Here is a 22,297-nt window from a genome sequence, read left to right as displayed (position 1 = left end):
CCATGCGCCTGATCGACACCCACACCCACCTCGACTTCGCCGATTTCGACGCCGACCGCCCGCGCCTGCTGGCCAACGCGGCGGCGCGCGGGGTGGAGCGCATGGTGGTGCTGGGGGTGTACCAGGACAACTTCCAGCGAGTCTGGGACCTGGCCTGCGCCAACGAAGGCGTGTACGCGGCACTGGGGCTGCACCCGATCTACCTCGAGCAGCACCTTCCCGAGCACCTGGCGCAGTTGCGCGACTGGCTCGAACGCCTGCGCGGCAATCCACGCCTGTGCGCGGTGGGTGAGTTCGGCCTGGACTTCTACCTGCCCGAACTGGACCCGACGCGCCAGCAGGCGTTGTTCGAGGCCCAGCTGCAACTGGCCTGCGACTTCGAGCTGCCGTCGCTGCTGCACGTGCGCCGCAGCCACGCCCAGGTGATCGCCACGCTCAAGCGCTACAAGCCGGCGCGGGCGGGGATCATCCATGCCTTTGCCGGCAGCTACGAGGAGGCGCGGGAATACATCAAGCTGGGGTTCAAGCTGGGGTTGGGCGGCGCCGCGACATGGCCGCAGGCACTACGCCTGCGCAAGACCCTGCCCAGGCTGCCGCTGGACAGCGTGGTGCTGGAGACCGACGCGCCGGACATGGCGCCGGCGATGTTCCCGGGGCAGCGCAACAGCCCGGAGCACCTACCCGAGATTGCCGGGGCGCTGGCCGAAGTCATGGGGATCGAGACAACGCTGCTGGCAGAGGCCAGCAGTCGCAATGCCTGCGGGGTGTTTGGCTGGCAGCCCGACACAGGATCCGCGTCGGCCTCGATCACACCCTGAACGCCCCGATCAACCGTTTGAGCTCCACCACCTGCGCCGACAACGCCCGGCTGGCATCTTCGGTCTGACAAGCGCCTTCGGTGGTGTCCTGCGCCGCACGGTTGATCGCCACAATGTTCTGGTCGATGTCGTGGGCCACGGCGGTCTGCTGCTCGACGGCGGCGGCGATCTGCTGGTTCTGTTCGACGATCCCGCCCACCGCGCCAAGGATGTTGCCCAGTGCCTGCTGCACCTGGCGCGCTTCGTCCACGGTGCCAGCGGCCATCTGGTGGCTGCTGCCCATCACCCGCACCGCCGCGCCCACGCCTTCGCGCAGGCGCTGGATCATCTGCGCGATCTCCTCGGTGGAGTCCTGGGTGCGCCTGGCCAGGGTGCGCACCTCGTCGGCGACCACGGCAAACCCCCTGCCCTGCTCACCGGCCCGGGCCGCTTCGATGGCAGCGTTGAGGGCCAGCAGGTTGGTCTGCTCGGCGATGCTGCGGATCACCTCCAATACCCGGCCGATGGCCTGGCTGTCGCCCGCCAGCTGGTTAACCGCCGCCACGCTCTGGTCGATCTCGCCGGCCAGGCGGGCGATGCTGCCCTGCTGGCTTTCCACCAGGTCGCGGCCCGAGGCACTCTCATGGTTGACCCGCTGCGCGCCTTCGGCGGCCAGGGCCGCGCTGCGGGCGACCTCCAGCGCGGTGGCGCTCATCTGGTTCATGGCCGTGGCCACCTGCTCGATCTGCTCGCGCTGGCCACTGACCGCCTGGTTGCTGCGGCTCGACACCGAAAGCACCTGGCCGGCCTGCTCCTCGACCGTGGAAACGGTCTTGCCGACCTGTTCGATCAGCCCGCGAATGCGCCGCACGGTCTCGTTGAAACCACGCCCCAGTTCGCCCAGTTCGTCCCGGCTGCTGGCCTGGAAGCTGATGGTCATGTCGCCGGCGGCCACCTTGTCCATGGCGGTGCCCAGGTTGCCGAGGGTTTCCCGGGTGGAGACGTAGAAGCCGCTGTAGAGGTAGATGATCAATGCGAAGACGCAGGCCAAGGCCGCCACCAGCGCGACCGTGCGCAGGCGGTGCTGGCCGAGGCGCTCTTCCAGTTGCCCGTGCAGATGGGCCAGTACGGCATCGTTCAAGCGGTATGTCTGCGCCATCAGGTCGCTGGTCTGCTGGTAGAAACCGGCCCACGGCGCGTCCAGGCTCTCGGCCACCACCACCTGGTCCTCGAACAGGGTCGCCGCCTGCTTGACGGTGGCCTGGCTGGCCTGGGCGCTACCGGCGAGCGCGAGCTTGAGCCCGGCATCGGTTGCCAGGGCGTCATCCAGGCGAATGGCGTAATCGGCGGACAAGCGCTCCAGGCGCTGCAGCAGGTCTTCGAAACGCGCGCTGCCCGAGGAGTCCATGAAGCCACGGCCCAGGGCCACAGCGCCCATTGCCCGGCCCTCACCGATGGCCTGGGTCACCTGGGCGGTGGCATTGCCGAGCAGCTCGCTCAACTGACGCACCGAGGCCTGACTGTCCTGGCTGAGCCCCGACTGGCTGGCCACCAGCTTGCCCAGCACCTGGGCCTGGGCCAGCAACTTGTCGAACAGCGCCGCCTTGTTCTGCAGCGAGCTTTCGTCACGGGCACTGGCAAAGGCCTCGGCCAGCTCGGCACGCTTGGCCTCGAACGCAGGGTCGCTACCCTTGAGGCCATCGAGCCGGGCCTGGACCTTGTCCTGCAGCGCCGCGATGCGGCTTTCCACATCGCCGGCCTGGCCCGACTGGCCCAGCACGGCGTTGATCTGCAGCAGGTTGCCGAGGGTCTCCAGGTCGCCGCGCAACGTCAGGCTCTCGGACAACGGCGCCAGCCCCTGCAATTCGCCACGGGTGGCCTGGAGCTGGCTGTAGGCGTCGCGTACCAGATAAAAGCTGGTGACCAGCATGGGCAGGAAAAACAGGACGCTGATCAGGCTGAACTTCATGCCGAAGCTCAGCCGATTCATCAGTGCGATGGCCGGATAGAGCAGACGCTTCACAGGTCACCTCCTTGAATTCTTGTTGTTCTGCGGGGTAGCACTAGGCCATCTAGGGCCAGTGGCCTTGTATAGCGCAGATTGGAATCAAGGTTTGTAACTTATGGTTAAGCGATCAGCCGGTAGCGAACTGCTCAGACCAACACGGTCCACAGGGCAAAGCAGGCATACCACAGCACCGCGCAGCGCAGCAGCAGCTCCCACAGGCTGTCCAGCCGCTCAAGACCGCGCTGGCGGTCCTCTTCCTCAGGGATGTCGTCGGCCACCCGGCCGACCTTGGCCACCAGGTGCCCGGCGCTGACGTGCCAGTCGAGCAGCTCGTGCAGCATCACGCGGGTCACCGCGACGAAGTTGCCGACCAGGGCGAAACTCACCGTCATCACCCGTACCGGCAGCCAGTCCATGGCGTGGCGCAGTTGCCCGGCCAGGCTCTGCAAGGCGGGCTGGCGGCTGTTGTCCATGGTCAGCGCCAGCAGGCGGTAGGCCAGCGCCGCCGCCGGGCCGAGCAGGAAGTACCAGAAGATCACCGCGAAGAAGCTCTGGTAGGCCTGCCACAGCAGGTGGCCCTGAACCCGCTTGATCAAGCTCTGGGCATCGTCGGCGGCCAACCCCAGGTCGCGCTCGGCCACGTGCAGCGCGGCCTGTTCGTCACCCCGGCGCCAGGCGTCGCGAAACGGGCCCAGCGCCGCCTTTACATCGCCGCGCCCCAGGCTGTAGATCAATACCAGCAGGTGCACCGGCAACGCCAGCAAGCCATAGGCCACCGGCTCCAGCACATGCAAAAGCAGCACGAGCAGCGCCACCGGTGCCAGGATCAGGATACTCAGCGTCCACCACGGGTGGACCTTGCCGCTGCGCTCCAGGCGCACCAGCTCGCCCAGATAGAAGCCGTCGCGCTGCAACCGCTGGCGCAGGGCCGAGAACTTCTCGACCCACAATGCCAGCACCAACACCAGAAAACTCATGCCTTGTCCTCGTTGCGTTGCAGGGCAGCCCGGTAGCGCAGCCAGTCGAATGCCGGGCCCGGGTCGGTCTTGCGCTGCGGGGCAATATCGTTGTGGCCACAGATGCGCTGGGCGTCGATCACTGGCCAAGCCGCGCGGATCTCGCGGGTCAGCCGCTCCAGGGTGGCGTACTGGGCATCGGTGTAGGGCAGTTCGTCGGTGCCCTCCAGCTCGATGCCGATGGAAAAATCGTTGCAGCCCTCGCGCTCGCCGAAGCGCGACACGCCGGCATGCCAGGCGCGGTCGAGCAACGAGACGAACTGGGTCACCGCGCCATCGCGCTCGACGAACAGGTGCGCCGAGACGGTCAGGTGGTTGATGGTCGCGAAGTACGGGTGCTCGTCCGGGTCCAGGCGGTTCTGGAAGAACTGTTGCACCTTGCCGGTGCCGAAGCAGGCCGGAGGCAGGCTGATGTTGTGGATGACCAGCAGCGCAATGGCCTCACCTTCGGGGCGGGCGTTGAAGTTCGGCGAGGGGCAGTGGCTGACGCCGGTGAACCAGCCGGTCGCGCGGTCCAATTGCATGGTGCAGATCCTGAAATGACGCCCGAGACAGATAGTCAGTATGCCGTGGGCGGCCAGTGCTTGCATGTAAATGATTGTGCAGGAGGCTTCAGCCTTGCTGTGCCTGCTGCCCACGCAATTGCTCCAGCACCGCCTCCAGCGCCCGCTCGAACAGCAGGCCATCGTCCAGCAGGCGTACCTCGCCACGACGCAGGGCCATGGCCAGGCCCATGCGGTTCCATTCGCGCACCTTCATGCCGGTGCGGTTGCTGAAGACCAACCGGTCATTGCTGTCGATACGCGCCACCAGCTTACAGCGCAGCGGCTCGTCGTCGTCCATCACCTCGACCCAGGTGCCGACCTGCAACCGCTGTACCTGATGAACGGCAGGGTCATGCTCGTCGAGCGGCAGGCCAGCGTCCAACTCGGACTCATCGCTGACGACCAGCACGATATCGTCCTCCACCCACACTTCGTCCAGCGCGGCATCCGCCTCCGGCGTGCCGCCACAGGCGCGCTGGTGCAGCTTCTCCAGTTGCAGGAAGAAATCACGGGTGGCAGCGGAGTCCAGCGCCACCCCCGCCAGACCGTCGCGCAGCGCCTTGAGCAAGCCCGGCACCTGCTCCAGCAGGCGCTGCGGCTCACGGTACGGGGCAATGCTGACCAGCAGGTCGTCCACCGTCGCCAGGGCCTCGGCCCAGGCTGGCGAAGCCTCACCCTGCTTCAGCCAGGCCAGCAGCAGCACCTGGCTCCAGGATTGAACCAGCATCTGCACCACCACCTGCGGCAGCACCCGGCCATGCAGGCGGTCGTTGAGCTCCTGCTGCACACGCTGGCGGGCCAGCAGCGTACGGGCGCGGCCCTCCTCGGCGTCACGGGTGCGCTGTTCGAGCAGTTCGTTGCGCCGACGTTCATCCTGGCTGAAAGCGAGAAACTCATCGAGCAGTTCATCAAACAGGGCGCAATCGTCGGAAAAGTCATTGAGCAGGCGCTGCACGATCCGTTCGACGCGCAGGTGCAGGCTGTCGCGCAGCCCCTCGGCCTCGGTCTCCCAGCCAATGGCCGCGGCGGCGATTTCGTTGAGCAGGCGGCGCGCCGGGTGGCTGCCACGGCTGAACATGCCCTTGTCGATCAATGCCACCTTGAGCACCGGGATGTGCAGGCGGACGATCAACGCGCGCAGGCTGGCCGGCAGGTTGTGGTCACCCTGGATGAAGGTGAACAGCAGGTCGACCAGGTTGATCGTGTCTTCGTCGTCGGTGGCAATGCGCCGCCGCGTGCCGCTGCGCACGCTGACCCGCAACAGCAGTTGCTCCAGCTGCTGGCCGAGGTTGAAGTCATCCGGCTCGCCAGGGGCCGGCACATAGTGCTGCAAGTGGGTGAGCAGGCGCAGCAGGTCGCCGGTACTGGTCGGCTGGGCCGCACCGGCCGCCTGCAAACGCGGCGTGACCCGCCCGCGCACCGGCGCCAGCAGCGCCTGCACCGAGGCGAAGAACGCCTGGCCGGCGGAGTCGGGCAGGCCGCCCGGCATGACGCTGGCCGGCACGCGCCTGGCAATGCCGCGCCGGTCCTCGGCACGGCGCCGTGGCGCGGGCAGCAGGTCCGGCAGCACGCCGGCACTGGCGAGCAACTGGCTGGCCTCGCCGTAGAGCAGGTCGAGGTCGCGCAGCACATAACGCTCGTACAGCTTGAGCAGCACCATCTTGACGTTGGCGCCGACCCCCAGGTTGCGCCCGGCATCCAGGAAGTAACCGCAGAGGTTGCCTGGCCCGAGTGGGTTGTGCACGGTCTCCAGCGGCACCTCCAGCAACGTGGTGAAGCGCAGGTTCAGTTGATCGAGCAGAAACCCGTCACGCGACAGCACCCGATCGACCATGGCCTGCACGGCCACGGTTCGCTCCAGCGCCGACCTGTCCTGGGTCTGTGACCTGACCAGGGCCTCGAGCCCACCGCCCTGGCCGATACGGGCAAAGGCGTCGTAGAAGGTGTCGAGGAACCCGCGCTCGATGCTCTTGCGCTTCAGGCGCAGGTCGCGCATGGCTTCGAAGTACAGGTTCTGGTCGAGGCGGCCACTGGCCTTGTCGGCCATTTCGAAAAGGGTGTCGTCAGCATTGTCGAACAGCGCCTGCAAGCCCTGGCGCAATTGCAGCGCGGCTTTGTCGCGCACCTGCAGGAGCAGGACCGGAAGGCATGGCGAGGGCGCGCGCGCACCCCGGTCGATGGCCGCCGCCAAGGGCACCACCTTGCCTTCATCATGCATCCCGGACTCCTTGCTGGATGTTGCGTTGTTCGACTGGAAGTGAAATCGTCAAAGCTATGACGCCAATTACAAGGCGCCATTATCGGTGAAAATTCTGACAGCTGCTAGCACGCCTTTCGCACGCCTCAACGGACAATGCATTTGCACAATTGCTCAAACCGCCTGACCAAAGGTCATCGGCACGGCAGCTGTACACGCCGCCCCCCTGCCCTATAATCGCCGGCACCTAGCTTGTGGAGCCGACCATGCCGAACCTACGCCTCGCCGACCTGACCGCCGAAATCGAAGCCAACGTGCGCCGCGCGCTGCTCGAGGACATCGGCGGCGGCGATATCACCGCCCAGCTGATCCCGGCCGAGCGCCTGGCCAAGGCGACCATCATCACCCGCGAGGACTGCGTGATCGCAGGCTCCGCCTGGGTCGATACGGTGTTCCGCCAGCTCGACCCGCGGGTGGCGGTGCACTGGCAGGTGGCCGATGGCGAGCGCGCCACCGCCAACCAGGCGCTGTTCCACCTCGAAGGCCCGGCACGCTCGCTGCTCAGTGGTGAACGCTCGGCGCTGAACTTCCTGCAACTGCTCTCGGGCGTTGCAACCCGCGCGCGCTTCCTGGCCGACCTGGTCGAGGGCACCCAGGTGCGCCTGCTCGATACCCGCAAGACCCTGCCGGGCCTGCGCCTGGCGCAGAAGTACGCGGTTACCTGCGGCGGCTGCCACAACCACCGCATCGGCCTGTACGACGCGTTCCTGATCAAGGAGAACCATATCGCCGCCAGTGGTGGCGTGGCCGAGGCCGTGGCGGCGGCGCACCGCATCGCCCCGGGCAAGCCGGTGGAGATCGAGGTGGAAAGCCTGGACGAGCTGCGCCAGGCGCTGGCGGCGGGCGCCGATATCGTCATGCTCGACGAACTGAGCCTGGATGAAATGCGCGAAGCGGTACGCATCACCGCGGGCAAGGCCAAGCTCGAGGCCAGCGGCGGGGTCAACGAGACCACCCTGCGGGTGATCGCCGACACCGGTGTGGACTACATCTCGATCGGTGCGATGACCAAGGATGTGAAGGCGGTTGACCTGTCGATGCGACTGAGCCTGTGAGCTGAATCGCAGGTACAAAAAAACCGGCCAGATGGCCGGTTTTTTCATTGTGAGGCAAGCCCGCAGGGGCTGGATCAGTGCGCGGCGTTGGCCAGGCCGTCCAGGTAACGCTCGACGTCCAGGGCCGCCATGCAGCCAGCGCCGGCGGAGGTGATGGCCTGGCGGTAGACGTGGTCGGCCACGTCGCCGGCGGCGAACACGCCCTCGACGTTGGTGGCGGTGGCGTTGCCTTCACGGCCGCCGTGAACCACCAGATAGCCGTCCTTCAGGGTCAGCTGGCCTTCGAACAGCGAGGTGTTCGGGGTGTGGCCGATGGCGATGAACACACCGTCAACCTTGATTTCGTCGAAGCTGCCGTCGTTGTTCTTCAGGCGCGCACCGGTCACGCCCATGTTGTCACCCAGCACTTCGTCCAGGGTTGCGTTGAGCTTGAGTTCGATCTTGCCTTCGGCGACACGGGCGTGCAGCTTGTCGATCAGGATCTTCTCGGCGCGGAAGGTGTCGCGACGGTGTACCAAAGTCACCTTGCTGGCGATGTTGGCCAGGTACAGCGCCTCTTCCACGGCGGTGTTGCCGCCGCCGACGACCGCCACCGGCTTGTTGCGGTAGAAGAAGCCGTCGCAAGTGGCGCAGGCCGACACGCCCTTGCCCATGAAGGTTTCTTCCGACGGCAGGCCCAGGTAGCGAGCGCTGGCACCGGTGGCGACGATCAGCGCGTCGCAAGTGTAGGTGCCGCTGTCACCGCGCAGGGTGAACGGCTTGTTGGCCAGGTCGACGGCGTTGATGTGGTCGAAGACGATCTCGGTCTCGAAACGCTCGGCGTGCTCCTGCATGCGCTGCATCAGGGCCGGGCCGGTCAGGCCGTGGGGGTCGCCCGGCCAGTTGTCGACTTCGGTGGTGGTGGTCAGCTGGCCGCCCGCCTGCATGCCGGTGATCAGCAGCGGCTTGAGGTTGGCGCGGGCGGCATACACCGCGGCGCTGTAACCGGCAGGGCCGGAACCGAGAATGATGACGCGCGAATGACGTACTTCGGACATGTCGAACTCCTGTCGAGCGGGCCGCACGGGGCCGGCGTCTGTGCGCCGGTTGCGCCAGCTGGAATTAAAAGGGACCCACGCAGCACTTGGGGAAGGCTACAACGCGTTGGTCCAAAACCAAAAAAGTTGAGCGCACTGTAGCGAGGCCGCAGAGATTAAGGAAATATCCTTCGACAATCCACCTTATAGACAGTCTCTATCCGCAAAGGAAAACGCCAGGCATTGTGCCTGTGCTTTGTTACACGCCGTTTCCCGGAGGCGCGGCGCCTTTCGTCGGCGCGCCAAACTCGGTAAGGTCAGCGCGTTTTCCTCAAGCGGAGCACTCCGATGCAAGCCCCCGTCCTGTCCGGCCCGCAGTACCTGCGCGAAGGCCTGAAACTGGTCCTGAGCCCCAGCCTGCGCCTGTTCGTGCTGCTGCCCCTGGCGGTCAACCTGCTGCTGTTCGGCGGCCTGATCTACTTTGCCGGCCACCAGTTCAGCCTGTGGGTCGATGCGCTGATGCCCACCCTGCCCGACTGGCTGGGTTTTCTCACCTACATCCTGTGGCCGCTGTTCGTCGCCCTGGTGCTGTTGATGGTGTTCTTCACCTTCACCCTGCTGGCCAACGTCATCGCCGCGCCGTTCAACGGTTTCCTGGCGGAAAAGGTCGAAGTGGTGGTGCGCGGCCAGGACAACTTCCCGCCCTTCAGCTGGAGCGAGCTGATGGCCATGGTGCCACGTACCCTGAGCCGCGAGATGCGCAAGCTTGGCTACTTCCTGCCACGGGCCATCGGCCTGTTCATCCTGTCGTTCATCCCGGTGGTGAACGTGATCGCCGCGCCGCTGTGGCTGGTGTTCGGTATCTGGATGATGGCCATCCAGTACATCGACTACCCGGCGGACAACAACAAGATGAGTTGGCAAGACATGCTCGCCTGGCTGCGCGCCAAGCGCTGGCAATCGATGGGCTTTGGCGGGGTCACCTACCTGGCGCTGATGATTCCGGGGGTCAACGTGCTGATGATGCCGGCGGCGGTGGCCGGGGCGACGTTGTTCTGGGTGCGTGAGCGCGGCTGAATGAGTGCCATCGCGGGGCAAGCCCGCTCCCACTGGATCCGTGGGAGCGGGCTTACCCCGCGATGGCTTGAGTTCGGTCAGTGGCTCAGCTGGCTGGAAAACTGCCCCACCGCATCCACCACCTTCTTCGCCCCCTCCTGGATCTCGACGATCACCCCGCCGGTATCGGCGGCCAAGGCCAGGCCCTGCTCGGCCTGACGCTTGCTGGTGTCGATGATGTCCACCGCGGCCTGGGCCAGCTGTTCGTTCTGCTGCACCACCTTGGCGATTTCCTCGGTGGCGCTGCTGGTGCGCGAGGCCAGTTGGCGCACTTCGTCGGCGACCACGGCGAAACCACGGCCCTGTTCGCCGGCCCGTGCGGCTTCGATGGCGGCGTTGAGCGCCAGCAGGTTGGTCTGCCCGGCGATGTCGCTGATGGTCTTGATGATCGCGCCGATCACCTTCGACTGCTTGTCCAGTGCCTGGATGCCCTCGGCGGCTTCCTGCATCGAGCCCTCCAGCCCACGCATCACCTCGACGGTCTGGGTTACCACGTCGGTGGCCTTGCGCGCGCTGTCGTCGGTTTCCAGCGAGGTGGTGTAGGCGATGTCGGCGGCCTGGGCCACGGCCAGTTCCTGGTTGACCTGGTCGGTGATCACAGTGGCGAACTTGACCACTTTGTAGAGCACGTCATGAGCGTCGATGATCGGGTTGTACGAGGCCTCCAGCCACACCACGCGGCCATGGGCATCGATGCGCTTGAAGCGCTCGGCAACGAATTCGCCGCGGCGCAGCCTGTTCCAGAACTCCTGGTAGCCCGCCGAGTTGGCTTCTTCCGGCTCGCAGAACATGCGGTGCGACTTGCCACGGATCTGTTCGAGGGTGTAGCCCATGGTCTGCAGGAAGCGGTCGTTGGCGGTCAGCACCTGGCCTTCGAGGTTGAACTCGATCACCGCGGTGGAGCGCATCAGGGCCTTGATCAGGCTCTCATGCTCGCGGGAGGTCTCGATGGTGCGGGTCAGGTCGCTGGAGTGCAGGGAGAAGTACTTGATGCGCCCGTCGCTGTCCTTGACCGGTTGCAGGATCGAGCGCAGCCAGGCCTCTTCGCCGTTGCCACGCAGCAGGCGGAAGGCGCCGTTGAGGTGCTCGCCCCGGGTGATGGCGTGCTTCATGCGCTGATAGAAATCGAGCTTCTTCACATGCGCCGGGACGATCTCCTCGATATTGCGCCCGATGAGCTGCTCGGCGCGGTAGCCCATTTCGGCCTCGAAGTTGCCGTTGACCGACTCGATGCGCCCCTGTGGATCGAGCTGGAGCACCAGCATCTCGCTGTCGAGGCTGTTCTTGACCTGCTCGATGGACATCAGTTCTTCGCGCAGTTGCTGGATTTCTTTCTTCAGTTTGCTGTTGAACATGGCCGCTCTCCCGGAGCGAATTCCCGTAGTCGAATGCATCTGCATCGGCTGCGTCCCGAGAGTTCTTGAGTGCGTTGCAAGGAAATATTCATACGGATGAAACTGCCGGGAATCAGGCGTCATCCGCACGTCACAAAGGCGTCATATGGCCGCAACGGGGGCGGCGGACACTTTTTGCCATGAACACACCGTCCTTGCGCATCACCCTGGTCAGCGAAACCTTCCCACCCGAGATCAATGGCGTGGCCAACACCCTCGGCCGCCTCAGCGAGGGGCTGCGCCAGCGCGGGCATCAGGTCGAACTGATCCGCCCGCGACAGGCCGCCGACAGCGCAACGGGCAACGATGACGAACTGCTGCTGTGCCGTGGCTGGCCACTGCCCGGTTACCCCGGCCTGCAGTGGGGCGAAGTGTCGATGCACAAGCTATGGCGTCGTTGGCGTCGGCAGCGTCCGGACGTGCTGTACATCGCCACCGAAGGCCCCTTGGGCCTGAGCGCCCTGCGCGCTGCCCGGCGCCTGGGCGTGGCGGTGGTCAGTGGCTTTCACACCAACTTTGCGCAGTATTCGGGGCAGTATGGCCTGGGGCTGCTGTCGCGGCTGCTCACCCACTACCTGCGCTGGTTTCATCGGCGTACCGCCATCACCCTGGTGCCCAGCATCAGCCAGCGCCTGGAACTGGAACGCCGCGGCTTCGAACGCCTTGGCCTGATGGCCCGCGGGGTCGATGCCGGCCTGTTCAACCCGGCACGGCGCAGCCAGGCCCTGCGCGGGCAGTGGGGGCTGGGCGCGGATGACCTGGCCGTGCTGCACGTCGGACGCCTGGCCGCAGAGAAAAACCTGGCCTTGCTGCGCCCTTGCATGGAAGCCCTGCTCAAGGCCTACCCGCACCGGCGGCTGCGCCTGGTGATCGTCGGCGATGGCCCACTGCGCGGCCAGCTCGAACAGCAGTTGCCCGATGCGGTGTTCTGCGGTGCGCAGCGCGGCGAGGTACTGGCCGAGCACTATGCCAGCGGCGATTTATTCCTGTTCCCGAGCCTGACCGAGACCTTTGGCAACGTGGTGCTCGAGGCGCTTGCCTCGGGCCTTGCCGTGGTCGCCTACGATGAAGCCGCCGCCGCCCAGCACATCCGCCACGGCCACAGCGGCGCGCTGGCCATGCCGGGTGATCAGGCGGCGTTCATCGACGCCGCCTGCTGGTTGCTGGAGGAAAGCGAGACCCTGCGCCGGGTGCGCCTCAATGCCCGCCAGCACGCCAGCCGCCAGGGCTGGCCGGCGATCATCGAACAGTTCGAGGGTTACCTGTACGGAGCCTGCCGCGAGTTGCAGAGCACCCGCGAACAGACGCCGCCCCTGGTGATCAAGCCAGGTTCGTCAGCGCCTCACGGCTGAACGGCAGCACGTCTCCCTCACGCCCCTCGCGAACCTTGCGCGCCCATTCGGCATCCACCAGCAAGGCGCGGCCCACGGCCACCAGGTCGAACTCCTGGTCCTGCAGGCGACGCAGCAAGCCTTCGAGGCTGGCCGGCTTGGCCACCTTGTCGGTAGCGACCATGAACTGCAGGAACTCGCCATCCAGGCCGACGCTGCCCACGGTGATGGTCGGCTTGCCGGTGAGCTGACGGGTCCAGCCGGCCAGGTTCAGCTCGCTGCCCTCGAATTCTGGCTCCCAGAAACGCCGGGTAGAGCAGTGGAAGATATCCACACCCGCCTCGGACAAGGGCTTGAGGAACGCTGCCAGGGCCTCGGGGGTCTGCACCAGGCGTGCGTTGTAGTCCTGCTGCTTCCATTGCGAGAAGCGCAGGATGATCGGGAAATCCGCGCCCACGGCCTGGCGCACGGCCTGGATCAGTTCGATGGCGAAACGCGAGCGTCCTGCCAGGTCGCCGCCGTATTCGTCGTCGCGACGGTTGCTGGCCTCCCAGAAGAACTGGTCGATCAGGTAGCCGTGGGCGCCGTGGATTTCCACACCGTCCATGCCGATAGCCTGGGCATCGCGCGCGGCCTGGGCGAAGGCGGCGATCACCTCGCGAATGTCGTCGTGGCTCATCTCCTGGACCAGTACCTGGCCATCCTTCTCCTTGCCGCTCGGGCCATAGCCCGGCACCTCGGCATCCGGCTCGGTGCCCAGGCGGCGCACACTGCCCACGTGCCACAGTTGCGGCACGATGCGCCCGCCTTCGGCATGGACCGCGTCGACTACACGTTTCCAACCGGCCAGGGCATCTTCACCGTGGAAGCGCGGCACGTTGGGGTAGCCATTGGCGGCCTTGTGCCCGACCGTAGTGCCTTCGGTGATGATCAGCCCGACCCCGGCTGCGGCACGACGGCGGTAGTAATCGACCACACCGTCATGGGGCACGCCCCCGGGGCAGAGGGTACGGGTCATCGGCGCCATGACCACGCGGGTCGGCAGGTCAAGGGAGCCTAGGGTGAAAGGCTGGAACAGAGGGTTGCTGGACATGCGGCGCTCCCGGCGGGTGAGGAAATGCGCCTGAGCTTAGGGGCCGCCTGGCGGATGGCCCAGCATTATTGATTTCAGTGATCGGCCGTCATCGTTGTGAGCAGAGCGAATTGCAACAGGAAATTTATTTTCAGAAAGGGCTTGAATTCATCCGACAGTTGCCTGACTTTAGAGTCAAGAGGCGCAGGAAAACCAACGCCCTCAGTGGCCTAGGCGCGCCTCTCGCGAGCAAGCTGAATAAGGATTGAATCATGCAAATCCAGGTCAACAGCAGCAACCATATCGAAGGCAACATCCGTCTCGACCAATGGGTCCGCAGTACCCTGCAAAGCAGCCTCGAACGTTACGAGGACGACCTCACCCGCATAGAAGTCCACCTGCGTGACGAAAACGGCGCCAAGCCCGGTCCCCACGACAAACGCTGCCAGATGGAGGCTCGCCCTAAAGGTCACCAGCCGATTTCCGTGACCCACACCGCCACTTCGCTGGAGCACGCCGTCGATGGCGCGGCCAGCAAGCTGAACCACGCCCTGGAGCATTTCTACGGCAAGTTGCGCAGCAAGCGCGGCGCCCTGGAACTGAGTGATCCAGACGCCTGACCGACAATGGTTCAGACAAGAACGCCCGGCCTTGCGCCGGGCGTTTTCGTTGTTCACCGATCAGCGGGCCTGAACCAACCTCGGTCGAGCCCGGTCAACTTCTGCAATCATTCACTGCAGAACCCGACCATGAACAATCCCTTCGATCAGATCAGCGCCGCCTTCGCCCCGGAGTACCGGGTCAACCTGAGCATCGAACGCCTGGACGGCAGCATCATGCTGACCCTCTCCGACGACAGCGGCGTGGTCGCCAAGCGCCTGATCACCCAGGCCCAGCGCAACGACCCGGTGCGTCTGCAACGAGTCATCGACAGCATTCGCCTGGGCCTGGCCATCGAGCTGGGGCAAAACCCGCTGGAAGTGCTCGCAGCCCTGACCCGCCCCGCGCAGGGCGAGCGCCGTGTCCCTGTCGTCGGCCTGGCAAACTGAGGGTTATTTGCCCTCGTCCACTTCCTTGCCGCTGGCATCCAACGCCTTGGTCGACGGGTAGCGGTACGACGCATAGCGCACCACCAGGATGGCGAAGGCCAGCAGCAGGATACCGCCGCACACGTACAGCAAGCCGACATCCGGCGCCTTGTGGTGCGAGACATCGCCGATCAGCAGGCGGGTCAGCGCGGTGATTGCCACGTAGAGCAGGAAGCGGATCGGCATGTGGTTGGTCTTGAAGTAGATCCCCACCATCGCCCCCAGCTCCAGGTAGATGAACAGCAGCAGGATGTCATCCACGCTCACCCCACCCTTGCCCAGCATGTCCAGGAAGGTCACCACCGCCGCATAGGCGGTGATCGCGCCGATACCGAACAGCGCCAGGTAGTGGAAGGCCTCCACACACAGGTTGCCCAGCGAGTCGGCGGAGCCGTGCAGGCCCTTGCGCAGCTTTTCTGCCCATTTGATGTTCACGATGTTCGATTCCTGATACTGAAGGTCTGGTGCCATGCAGTTAAAGGGCCATGGCTCCTGTCTTGGAAGGCGGTCGATTGCCGCAGGGCACCTGTGGGCTACGCTGATTTTCAGTTTGCCTGGCCATCATTGCGGTTGCAGGGTGATGGCCTGGCGATGTACTGTATAAAAATACAGTTGTCCGCAACCCAATCAGCAAAAAGGCACAGAGGTGATGAATGGCCGTCGAAGTGGTGTACCGCAGCAGCCGCGACCCGGAGCGCTTGTTCATGGATAAAGCCGAAGCAGACCGTCACGACAAGATGCTCGAGCTGGCCGAACGCCTGGCCGAGGTACTGCACAAGGCCGTACCTTCGATGAGCGAGCAGCAGGTAGAGGAAGCCGGCATCTACATGGCGAAGAACCGCGATGTGTTCGCCCGAGCGTTCAAGAGCCAGCCCGATGCGCTGGCGGAGCTGCTCGAAGGCGGCGCGGTGGAATGACGCCATCGCGGGGCAAGCCCGCAAGGCCCGTATCCATGGAAAATTTCGTAGGAGCGGGCTTGCCCCGCGAAATGGCTTTCAGCCGTACAACAATCTTTCCGCCAGCATCTGCGCCACCCGTGCCGGCGAACGTTTCTCCGCCTGGGCATGGGCGAACACTTCGGTCAGCCGCGAAGGTATCCGCGCCAGGTGCGCGGTAATGGTCCCCAGCCCCTCGCCCCGATGGGTGAGCGCCACATAGATCAACCCACCGGCATTGATCACGTAGTCCGGCGCATACAGGATGCCCCGGCTCTCCAGCTGGTCGGCCACCTGCAGCGTGGTCAACTGGTTGTTCGCCGAACCCGCCACTGCCGCGCAACGCAGTTGCATCACGCTCTGCCCATTCAACACCGGCCCAACGCCACACGGCGCGAAGATATCGCACGGCGTGCTGAGCAAGGCTTCATGGGCCACCGGGTGGGCATTGAGCTGCTCCACGGCCAGGCGCACCTTGCCGGCATCCAGATCGCTGACCAGCAATTCGGCACCCGCCGCATGCAGTTGCTCGGCCAGCGCATAGCCGACGTTGCCCAACCCTTGCACCGCCACTCGCAGCCCCTCCAGGTTGTCACTGCCAAGCCTGGCCATGGAGGTGGCGCGGATGCCGGCGAACACGCCCAGCGCCGCATGGGGCGAAGGATCGCCCGAGGCGGTGGTGCTGGTGACGTAGGGAGTGGCCTGGGCAATGCAGTCCATGTCGAGGGTCGAGGTGCCGCTGTCCACCGCGGTGATGAAACGCCCCTGAAGCGTGTCGACGAAGCGCCCGAACGCCTCGAACAGCGCTGCACGGTTTTCCACATGCGGATTGCGCACGATCACCGCCTTGCCGCCGCCCATCGGCAAGCCAGCCAGGGCTGCCTTGTAGCTCATGCCCTGGGCCAGGCGGATGGCATCGGTCATGGCGCTCTCGTCGTCGGCATAGGGCAGGTAGCGACAGCCGCCCATGGCCGGGCCCAGTTGTTCGCTGTGAATCGCCACCACGGCCTTCAGACCCGTGGGCGGGTCGATGAACAGGTGCAGTGACTGGGTGCGGGTGCTTTGCATGAGCGCGAACATCGACGGGCTCCCCCGAGAGGTGCTTCTACCAGTATAAACAGGTCAAGGCCGCACACCGCGCGGGCGGACCACTGGACGAAAAGCCGCGCCAGGGCTACAAGTTAAGCGTGATGGAGAAGCCCCATGAACCCACGCCAAGCCTGCCTGGCCTGCCTGGAACGCGAGCCGGTCGCCCTGCTGGAAGCCGCGCTGTGGATAGCCGCCGAGCATGATCGCACTGTCGAGCCCGCGGCCAGCCTGGCCAGGCTGCATGAGCTGCAACGCGAAGTCAGCACCAGCCTGCCGATGCTGCCGGTCAACGAACTGGCCCAGCCGTTGCTGCGCCAGCTCAACGCACTGGGCTACCAGCAGGACGAGTACCACCCGTTGCGCCCGCACGTGGCCTTGATGGACAAGGTGCTGCAACGTCGGCGCGGCCAACCTCTGCTGCTGGCAATCCTTGCCCTGGAGCTGGCACGGCGGCTGTCGATCCCCCTGGAAGGCGTGAACTTTCCCGGCCACTTCCTGCTGCGGGTACCCGGTGCCGACCACCTGCTCGACCCTTGTGGTGGCCGGCGCCTGTACCCCAACGACTGCCGCGAGCTGCTCGCTCGCCAGTTCGGCCCACAGCTGCCGCTGACCGCCGAACACCTGCGAAGCGCCTCACCGATGCAGATGCTCCAGCGCCTGTCGCGCAACCTTCGCCAGTTGCATATCAGCAACGACAACGACCTCGCGGCGCTGATCGATGCCGAGCGGGTCATGCAACTGGGCCCGGTGCAGGTCGGCGACTACCTGGCCCGGGCCACGCTGTACCAGCACCTGGACTGTCCCCAGGCAGAGCGCTTCGACCTGGAGCACGCCCTGCTGCTGACCGACGACCCGGTGCAGCGCCTGAAACTCACGGAACGCCTCGGCCAGTTGCCCAACGGCAAACGTTCAATCCATTAATGCCTCGCCCTTGACCGTCGCTTCGCGCGGCTGCGGTGCGCGGACCCGGCTGATCAGCAGCGCGCCGAGCAGCGCTGGCACGGCGCAGAAGAAGAAGATCTGCTCCACTGGCATGTGCAACGTCAGCAGTAGACTGCCGAGCAACGGTCCGAGGATCGAGCCGAAGCGCCCGACACCCAGGGCCCAGCCGGTGCCGGTGGCGCGCACCTGGGCCGGGTAGAAGTTGCTGACGAAGGCATTGAGCGTCAACTGCCCGCCAATGATGCAGAACCCGGCGGCGAACACACTGGGCACCAGCCAGCGCGGGTCGTCATGGTTAAGGCCAACCAGCACGCTGAACAGCGCTGCGCCCAGCAGCACGCCCGCCAGCAGGTGAGCCTTGTTGGCCATGCGGTCGGCGCACCAGGCCAGGCACACCGCGCCGAAGGTGCCGGCGAACAGGAACAGCGAAGTCACCAGGTTGGCCTGGTTCAGCGCCAGCCCGCTTTCCTGCAGCAGCGACGGCAGCCAGCTGATCATGAAGTACAACAGGATCAGGCTGACAAAGAAGGTGCTCCACAGCAGCAGCGTGGGCCGGGCGAACCCCTCGCGAAACAGCGCCACCACGGTGAGCTTGCTGTCCGCCGGCTCGTCGCTGGCGATGCGCGCCGCCGGTACCTGCCAGCCCGGCAGCAGGCGAGCGGTGACCCGCTGCAACCGCGCATAGGGCGGGGCGTCGCGCAGCAGGCGCGGCAGCGATTCAGGCAGGAACAGCGCCAGGAACGGGAACAGCAGCAAGGGCGCCACGCCGCCAGCGAGGAACACTGCCTGCCAGCCGTATTGATCGATGAAGCCCGCAGCGACGAAGCCCCCAGCAGCGCCACCCAGGGAGAAGCCGCAGGCCGCCAGGGTGACCATCAGGGTGCGCAGTCGAGGCGGGGCGTAGTCGGCCATCAGCGCCATGGCGCTGGGCATCGCGCCGCCCATGCCGATACCGCAGAGAAAGCGCGCCAGCATCAGGCTGTCGAGGGAAGAGGCGAACACCATCAGCAGCGTCAGGCTGGCGTACAGCAGCACGCAGCACAGCAGCACCCGGCGCACACCGAAGCGGTCGGCCAGTGGCGTGACCGCCAGCGAACCGACCGTAAGCCCCAGCAGGTTGGCGCTGAACACCGGCCCGAAAGCGGCCTTTTCCAGGCCCCAGTCCTGGGCTAGCGCGGGGATCACATAGCCCAGCACCTGGGCGTCATAACCATCGGTGACCAACAACAGGATCAACAGCAGCAGCAGGCGCCACTGGTAGGGTGACACCGGGCGCGCGTCGAGCGCCGCGCGAAAGCTGGCTATCTGGTTGTGCATCGCAAGGTCCCTGTCTTTTGTTGTTATGAGTGCAGGTGCGGGCGGTGGCGATCAGTCGGGCGTGTCGGGCTGCCTCGCCGGGTGGGCCTGATGGAAGGCCGGGTGCTGCCCAGCCAGGGCGGCCACCCGGCGAATGCGCGGGTAGCCACCAAGGTCGATGTTGAAACGCTCTGCCGCGTACAACTGTGGGATCAGGTAGACGTCGGCCACGCTGGGCGTCGCCCCGAAGCAGAAGCCCTCATCGCCGATCAGTTGCTCCACCGCCGCCAGCCCCTGGCCGATCCAGTGGCCGATCCACTGGTTGACCTGTGCCTCGTCGTGCCCCAACTGACGCAGCTGGTTGAGCACGCTGACGTTGTGCAACGGGTGGATATCGCAGCCGATGATCGCTGCCACGCCGCGCACCCTGGCCCGGGCTTCGGGCGCACGGGGCAGCAGTGACGTTTGCGGGAAGGCTTCCTCCAGGTATTCGATGATCGCCGGCGACTGCACCAGCAACTCGCCAGCGTCCGTACGCAGGGCCGGCACCCGCCCCTGCGGATTGAGCGCCAGGTAGTCCGCCCCGCGCTGCTCGCCCTTGAGCAGGTTCACCGGCAGGGCCTGGTAATCCAGGCCCTTGAGCGCCAGGGCGATGCGCACCCGATACGACGAGGTGGAGCGGTAGTAGGTGAACAGTTCCATCGCCCTGCCCTCCTCAGTTGGCCGCGACGATGGTGCCACGGCATTCGCCGAAGCCGATGCTGGCCACGCCATCGCGCACGCAACGGGCGCGCAGGATGATCTCGTCGCCGTCCTCGAGGAACTTGCGCACTTCGCCGCTGGCCAGTTCCACCGGGTGCTTGCCGCCTTCGGTGATCTCCAGCAGGCTGCCGAACGAGCCTGGCGCCGCGCCCGACAGGGTGCCCGAGCCGAACAGGTCGCCCGGTTGCAGCTGGCAGCCGTTGACGCTGTGGTGGGCGACCATCTGCGCCACGGTCCAGTACATGCTGCGGGTGCTGCTCAACGTGAGGCGATGCGCCGGCAGGTTCTGCTCGCGCATGCGTTCGGTCAGCAGCAGCACTTCCAGTTCGATGTCGAAGGCGCCGGCGGCCTGGTCGCGCTTGTCCAGCAGGTATGACAGCGGCTGCGGGTCACCCTCCGGACGGGCCGGCTGGGCGCAACGGAACGGCTCCAGGGCCTCGGCAGTGACCACCCATGGCGACACCGTGGTGATGAAGCTCTTGGACAGGAACGGGCCCAGCGGCTGGTACTCCCAGGCCTGGATATCGCGCGCCGACCAGTCGTTGAGCAGGCAGAAGCCGGCCACGTGTTCGGCAGCGTCACCGATCGGGATCGGCTGGCCCATGTCGTTGCCCTGGCCAATCCAGATGCCCAGTTCCAGCTCGTAGTCCAGGCGCGCGCAAGGGCCGAAGCTCGGCTCGGTCTGACCCGCCGGCAGGGTCTGGCCCTTGGGGCGGCGCACGTCGGTGCCGGACGGGCGGATGGTCGAGGCGCGGCCGTGGTAGCCGATCGGCACGTGCTTGTAGTTGGGCAGCAGCGGATTGTCCGGGCGGAACAGCTTGCCGACGTTCTTGGCGTGCTCGATGCCGACGTAGAAGTCGGTGTAGTCACCGATCTTCGCCGGCAGGTGCAGCTGGCATTCATCGGCCGGATACAGCGCGGCCTTCAGGGCCGTCTGGTGCTCGCTACCCTCGCCCAGCAGCACCAACAGGCGCTCGCGCAGGGCAACACGGGCCTCGCGACCAAGGGCGAAGAAGGCATTCAGCGCACCACCGACGGTGGCTTCGACGGCAGCCTTGGCCGCCCCCTCGAACAACCCGGCGGCCAGCACGGCCTCGAGGTCGAGGATCGCGTCGCCGATGGCCACGCCGCAACGTGGCGCCTGCTCTGGGCGGCTGAAGATGCCCAGGGGCAGGTTCTGCAACGGGAAGTCGCGGTGCCCGTTGGCGTGCTCGACCCAACTGCGGGCAATGGCGGTGTGGTTCATCGGTTATCTCCGGTTCGGGTTGAAGGTGCTCGGCAAGGTGGCCCAGCAACTATCGTAGTCGGCCTGCAACTGCGGGCTTTCGAGGGCCTGGCTGCTCGGGCGCAGCACCTGGCTGGTCTCGAACATGAAGGCCATGGTGTTGTCGATCTTGTGCGGTGCCAGGTCTACCGAGATGGCCTTGTCGCAGGTCTCGGCATCGGGGCCGTGGGCGCTCATCACCCCGTGCAACGAAGCGCCGCCGGGCAGGAAGCCTTCGGCCTTGGCGTCGTAGGCGCCCTGGATCAGGCCCATGAACTCGTTCATCAGGTTGCGGTGGAACCATGGCGGACGGAAGGTGTTCTCGGCCACCATCCAGCGCGGCGGGAAGATCACGAAGTCCATGTTGGCCATGCCATGCACGCTGGTGGGCGAGGTCAGTACGGTGAAGATCGACGGGTCGGGGTGGTCGAAACTGACCGTGCCGATGGTGTTGAAGCGGCGCAGGTCGTACTTGTAAGGCACGTTGCTGCCGTGCCAGGCGACCACGTCCAAGGGCGAGTGCTGCAGCTCGCAAGCCCAGTGCTCGCCGAGGAACTTCTGTACCAGCTGCACAGGGCCGGTGCTCTCTTCGTAGTGGGCGACGGGGGTCAGGAAATCACGCGGGTTGGCCAGGCCGTTGCTGCCGATCGGGCCTAGATCCGGGATGCGCAGCGGCGCGCCGTGGTTCTCGGCGATGTAGCCGCGAGCCTGGGCATCGAGCAACTCGACGCGGAACTTCATACCCCGAGGGATCACCGCAATCTCCAGCGGCTCGACCTCAAGCACGCCCAGTTCGGTGGCGATGCGCAGGCGACCTTGCTCGGGCACCAGCAGCAACTCGCCGTCGGCGTTGAAGAACACCCGCTCCATGGAACGGTTGGCGCGGTAAATGTAGATACTTACGCCGGCCGGTTTCTCCGCTGCCGAGTTGGCCACCATCGGTAGCCAGCCGTCGATGAAGTCGGTCGGTTCGGACGGGATCGGTTGCGGGCTCCAACGCAGGCGGTTGGGATTGACGCCTCCCAACGGCCCGTTCAGCGGCTGGCGCTCCAGGCGCTCGAAGCGTGGGTGCAGGGCCGATGGGCGAATGCGGTACAGCCAGGTACGGCGCAGCTCGCTGCGGGTCATGGTGAACGCGGTGCCCGACAGCAACTCGGCGTACAGACCATAGGGGGCTTTCTGTGGCGAGTTCTGCCCGACCGGCAGGGCGCCGGGCAGGGATTCACTGGCGAATTCGTTACCGAAGCCGCTCAGGTAGGCCAGTTCGGGTGAGGTGTCGCGGGTCATCTCGGAGCCTCCGGGCTTCTAGGAGCC

At 65.8% G+C, this 22,297-nt stretch carries 20 protein-coding genes and 3 pseudogenes; 8 read left to right on the top strand and 15 right to left on the bottom strand.

The window, feature by feature from the left end:
• The first annotated feature begins 2 nt into the window (after nucleotides 1-2).
• Nucleotides 3-818: a TatD family hydrolase gene (locus tag KHO27_RS00455; RefSeq protein ID WP_110700594.1), complete on the top strand. Its 816-nt coding sequence runs from the start codon at nucleotides 3-5 to the stop codon at nucleotides 816-818.
• Here KHO27_RS00455 and KHO27_RS26450 read toward each other — a convergent pair.
• The 5 genes and pseudogenes from KHO27_RS26450 to KHO27_RS00435 all read right to left on the bottom strand — a co-directional run bounded on the left by KHO27_RS26450 (nucleotide 808) and on the right by KHO27_RS00435 (nucleotide 6,584).
• Nucleotides 808-1,512 carry a methyl-accepting chemotaxis protein gene (locus KHO27_RS26450; RefSeq protein ID WP_371919248.1) on the bottom strand — a complete coding sequence of 235 codons (705 nt, stop codon included), beginning with the start codon at nucleotides 1,510-1,512 and terminating at the stop codon, nucleotides 808-810. The two genes, KHO27_RS00455 and KHO27_RS26450, sit on opposite strands and share 11 nt — an antisense overlap.
• A gap of 153 nt (nucleotides 1,513-1,665) precedes the next feature.
• A pseudogene (locus KHO27_RS26445) lies at nucleotides 1,666-1,956 on the bottom strand (HAMP domain-containing protein); the annotation flags it as partial.
• 995 nt (nucleotides 1,957-2,951) lie between these two features.
• The gene (gene ampE / locus KHO27_RS00445; RefSeq protein WP_110700598.1) at nucleotides 2,952-3,782 is read right to left on the bottom strand and encodes a regulatory signaling modulator protein AmpE; all 831 of its coding nucleotides are present in this window, start codon (nucleotides 3,780-3,782) and stop codon (nucleotides 2,952-2,954) included.
• On the bottom strand, nucleotides 3,779-4,345 hold the full coding sequence (ampD, locus tag KHO27_RS00440; protein WP_102682512.1) for a 1,6-anhydro-N-acetylmuramyl-L-alanine amidase AmpD: 567 nt from the start codon (nucleotides 4,343-4,345) through the stop codon (nucleotides 3,779-3,781). Before ampD ends, ampE begins: the two co-directional genes overlap by 4 nt.
• Nucleotides 4,346-4,433: 88 nt before the next feature.
• Nucleotides 4,434-6,584 (bottom strand): DUF1631 domain-containing protein, encoded by a 2,151-nt coding sequence (locus tag KHO27_RS00435; RefSeq protein WP_110700600.1) that lies wholly within the window; start codon nucleotides 6,582-6,584, stop codon nucleotides 4,434-4,436.
• Between the two features lie 245 nt (nucleotides 6,585-6,829).
• Between KHO27_RS00435 and nadC the strand changes: the two genes are divergently transcribed.
• Complete coding sequence (gene nadC / locus KHO27_RS00430; protein WP_111531690.1) at nucleotides 6,830-7,678, top strand: carboxylating nicotinate-nucleotide diphosphorylase; 849 nt, start codon at nucleotides 6,830-6,832, stop codon at nucleotides 7,676-7,678.
• 74 nt (nucleotides 7,679-7,752) lie between these two features.
• Here the strand turns inward: nadC and trxB are convergent, their stop codons facing one another.
• Entirely contained in the window at nucleotides 7,753-8,715 is a 963-nt protein-coding gene (gene trxB / locus KHO27_RS00425) for a thioredoxin-disulfide reductase (RefSeq protein WP_028689829.1), read from the bottom strand.
• Nucleotides 8,716-9,042: 327 nt separating this feature from the next.
• Here trxB and cysZ point away from each other — a divergent pair, with 327 nt between their 5' ends.
• Nucleotides 9,043-9,771, top strand: coding sequence for a sulfate transporter CysZ (cysZ, locus tag KHO27_RS00420; protein WP_214501011.1), 729 nt, complete (start codon nucleotides 9,043-9,045; stop codon nucleotides 9,769-9,771).
• 77 nt (nucleotides 9,772-9,848) lie between these two features.
• On the opposite strand, the pseudogene KHO27_RS26440 reads toward cysZ, so the two are convergent.
• Both KHO27_RS26440 and KHO27_RS26435 read right to left on the bottom strand, forming a co-directional pair.
• A pseudogene (locus KHO27_RS26440) lies at nucleotides 9,849-10,268 on the bottom strand (methyl-accepting chemotaxis protein); the annotation flags it as partial.
• A gap of 174 nt (nucleotides 10,269-10,442) precedes the next feature.
• Nucleotides 10,443-11,075: pseudogene (locus tag KHO27_RS26435) on the bottom strand (PAS domain-containing protein); the annotation flags it as partial.
• Nucleotides 11,076-11,344: 269 nt separating this feature from the next.
• Between KHO27_RS26435 and KHO27_RS00410 the strand changes: the two are divergent.
• Nucleotides 11,345-12,556: a glycosyltransferase family 4 protein gene (locus KHO27_RS00410; protein WP_110700608.1), complete on the top strand. Its 1,212-nt coding sequence runs from the start codon at nucleotides 11,345-11,347 to the stop codon at nucleotides 12,554-12,556.
• Here the strand turns inward: KHO27_RS00410 and KHO27_RS00405 are convergent.
• Nucleotides 12,525-13,628, bottom strand: coding sequence for an NADH:flavin oxidoreductase (locus KHO27_RS00405; RefSeq protein WP_214501009.1), 1,104 nt, complete (start codon nucleotides 13,626-13,628; stop codon nucleotides 12,525-12,527). The genes KHO27_RS00410 and KHO27_RS00405 overlap by 32 nt on opposite strands.
• A gap of 251 nt (nucleotides 13,629-13,879) precedes the next feature.
• Here KHO27_RS00405 and KHO27_RS00400 point away from each other — a divergent pair, with 251 nt between their 5' ends.
• Together KHO27_RS00400 and KHO27_RS00395 are read left to right on the top strand one after the other, a co-directional pair.
• Nucleotides 13,880-14,227 (top strand): HPF/RaiA family ribosome-associated protein, encoded by a 348-nt coding sequence (locus KHO27_RS00400; protein WP_023630676.1) that lies wholly within the window; start codon nucleotides 13,880-13,882, stop codon nucleotides 14,225-14,227.
• Between the two features lie 129 nt (nucleotides 14,228-14,356).
• On the top strand, nucleotides 14,357-14,656 hold the full coding sequence (locus KHO27_RS00395; protein ID WP_214501008.1) for a DUF3509 domain-containing protein: 300 nt from the start codon (nucleotides 14,357-14,359) through the stop codon (nucleotides 14,654-14,656).
• A gap of 3 nt (nucleotides 14,657-14,659) precedes the next feature.
• Here the strand turns inward: KHO27_RS00395 and KHO27_RS00390 are convergent, their stop codons facing one another.
• Complete coding sequence (locus KHO27_RS00390) at nucleotides 14,660-15,130, bottom strand: phosphate-starvation-inducible protein PsiE (protein WP_031315617.1); 471 nt, start codon at nucleotides 15,128-15,130, stop codon at nucleotides 14,660-14,662.
• Nucleotides 15,131-15,348: 218 nt separating this feature from the next.
• Between KHO27_RS00390 and KHO27_RS00385 the strand changes: the two genes are divergently transcribed.
• Nucleotides 15,349-15,612 carry a YebG family protein gene (locus KHO27_RS00385; protein ID WP_023631474.1) on the top strand — a complete coding sequence of 88 codons (264 nt, stop codon included), beginning with the start codon at nucleotides 15,349-15,351 and terminating at the stop codon, nucleotides 15,610-15,612.
• 78 nt (nucleotides 15,613-15,690) lie between these two features.
• Here the strand turns inward: KHO27_RS00385 and KHO27_RS00380 are convergent, their stop codons facing one another.
• Complete coding sequence (locus KHO27_RS00380) at nucleotides 15,691-16,710, bottom strand: Leu/Phe/Val dehydrogenase (protein WP_094010269.1); 1,020 nt, start codon at nucleotides 16,708-16,710, stop codon at nucleotides 15,691-15,693.
• Nucleotides 16,711-16,833: 123 nt separating this feature from the next.
• Here KHO27_RS00380 and KHO27_RS00375 point away from each other — a divergent pair, with 123 nt between their 5' ends.
• A complete protein-coding gene (locus tag KHO27_RS00375) occupies nucleotides 16,834-17,640 on the top strand; it encodes a SirB1 family protein (protein ID WP_110700615.1) in 807 nt (268 codons plus the stop codon).
• On the opposite strand, the gene KHO27_RS00370 is transcribed toward KHO27_RS00375, so the two are convergent.
• The 4 genes from KHO27_RS00370 to hmgA are packed head-to-tail and all read right to left on the bottom strand — an operon-like array spanning nucleotide 17,629 to nucleotide 22,270.
• Nucleotides 17,629-18,978 (bottom strand): MFS transporter, encoded by a 1,350-nt coding sequence (locus tag KHO27_RS00370; RefSeq protein ID WP_214501007.1) that lies wholly within the window; start codon nucleotides 18,976-18,978, stop codon nucleotides 17,629-17,631. The genes KHO27_RS00375 and KHO27_RS00370 overlap by 12 nt on opposite strands.
• Before the next feature lie 51 nt (nucleotides 18,979-19,029).
• Complete coding sequence (gene maiA, locus KHO27_RS00365; RefSeq protein ID WP_110700619.1) at nucleotides 19,030-19,659, bottom strand: maleylacetoacetate isomerase; 630 nt, start codon at nucleotides 19,657-19,659, stop codon at nucleotides 19,030-19,032.
• 13 nt (nucleotides 19,660-19,672) lie between these two features.
• Nucleotides 19,673-20,965 carry a fumarylacetoacetase gene (gene fahA / locus KHO27_RS00360; protein WP_111531687.1) on the bottom strand — a complete coding sequence of 431 codons (1,293 nt, stop codon included), beginning with the start codon at nucleotides 20,963-20,965 and terminating at the stop codon, nucleotides 19,673-19,675.
• Nucleotides 20,966-20,968: 3 nt separating this feature from the next.
• Nucleotides 20,969-22,270 carry a homogentisate 1,2-dioxygenase gene (hmgA, locus tag KHO27_RS00355; RefSeq protein WP_214501006.1) on the bottom strand — a complete coding sequence of 434 codons (1,302 nt, stop codon included), beginning with the start codon at nucleotides 22,268-22,270 and terminating at the stop codon, nucleotides 20,969-20,971.
• Between the last annotated feature and the right edge of the window lie 27 nt (nucleotides 22,271-22,297).

Origin of the sequence: Pseudomonas sp. RC3H12 (assembly GCF_018596375.1) — a bacterium.
Classification (GTDB): Bacteria; Pseudomonadota; Gammaproteobacteria; order Pseudomonadales; family Pseudomonadaceae; genus Aquipseudomonas.
This window is presented reverse-complemented; position numbering and strand designations above follow the sequence as displayed.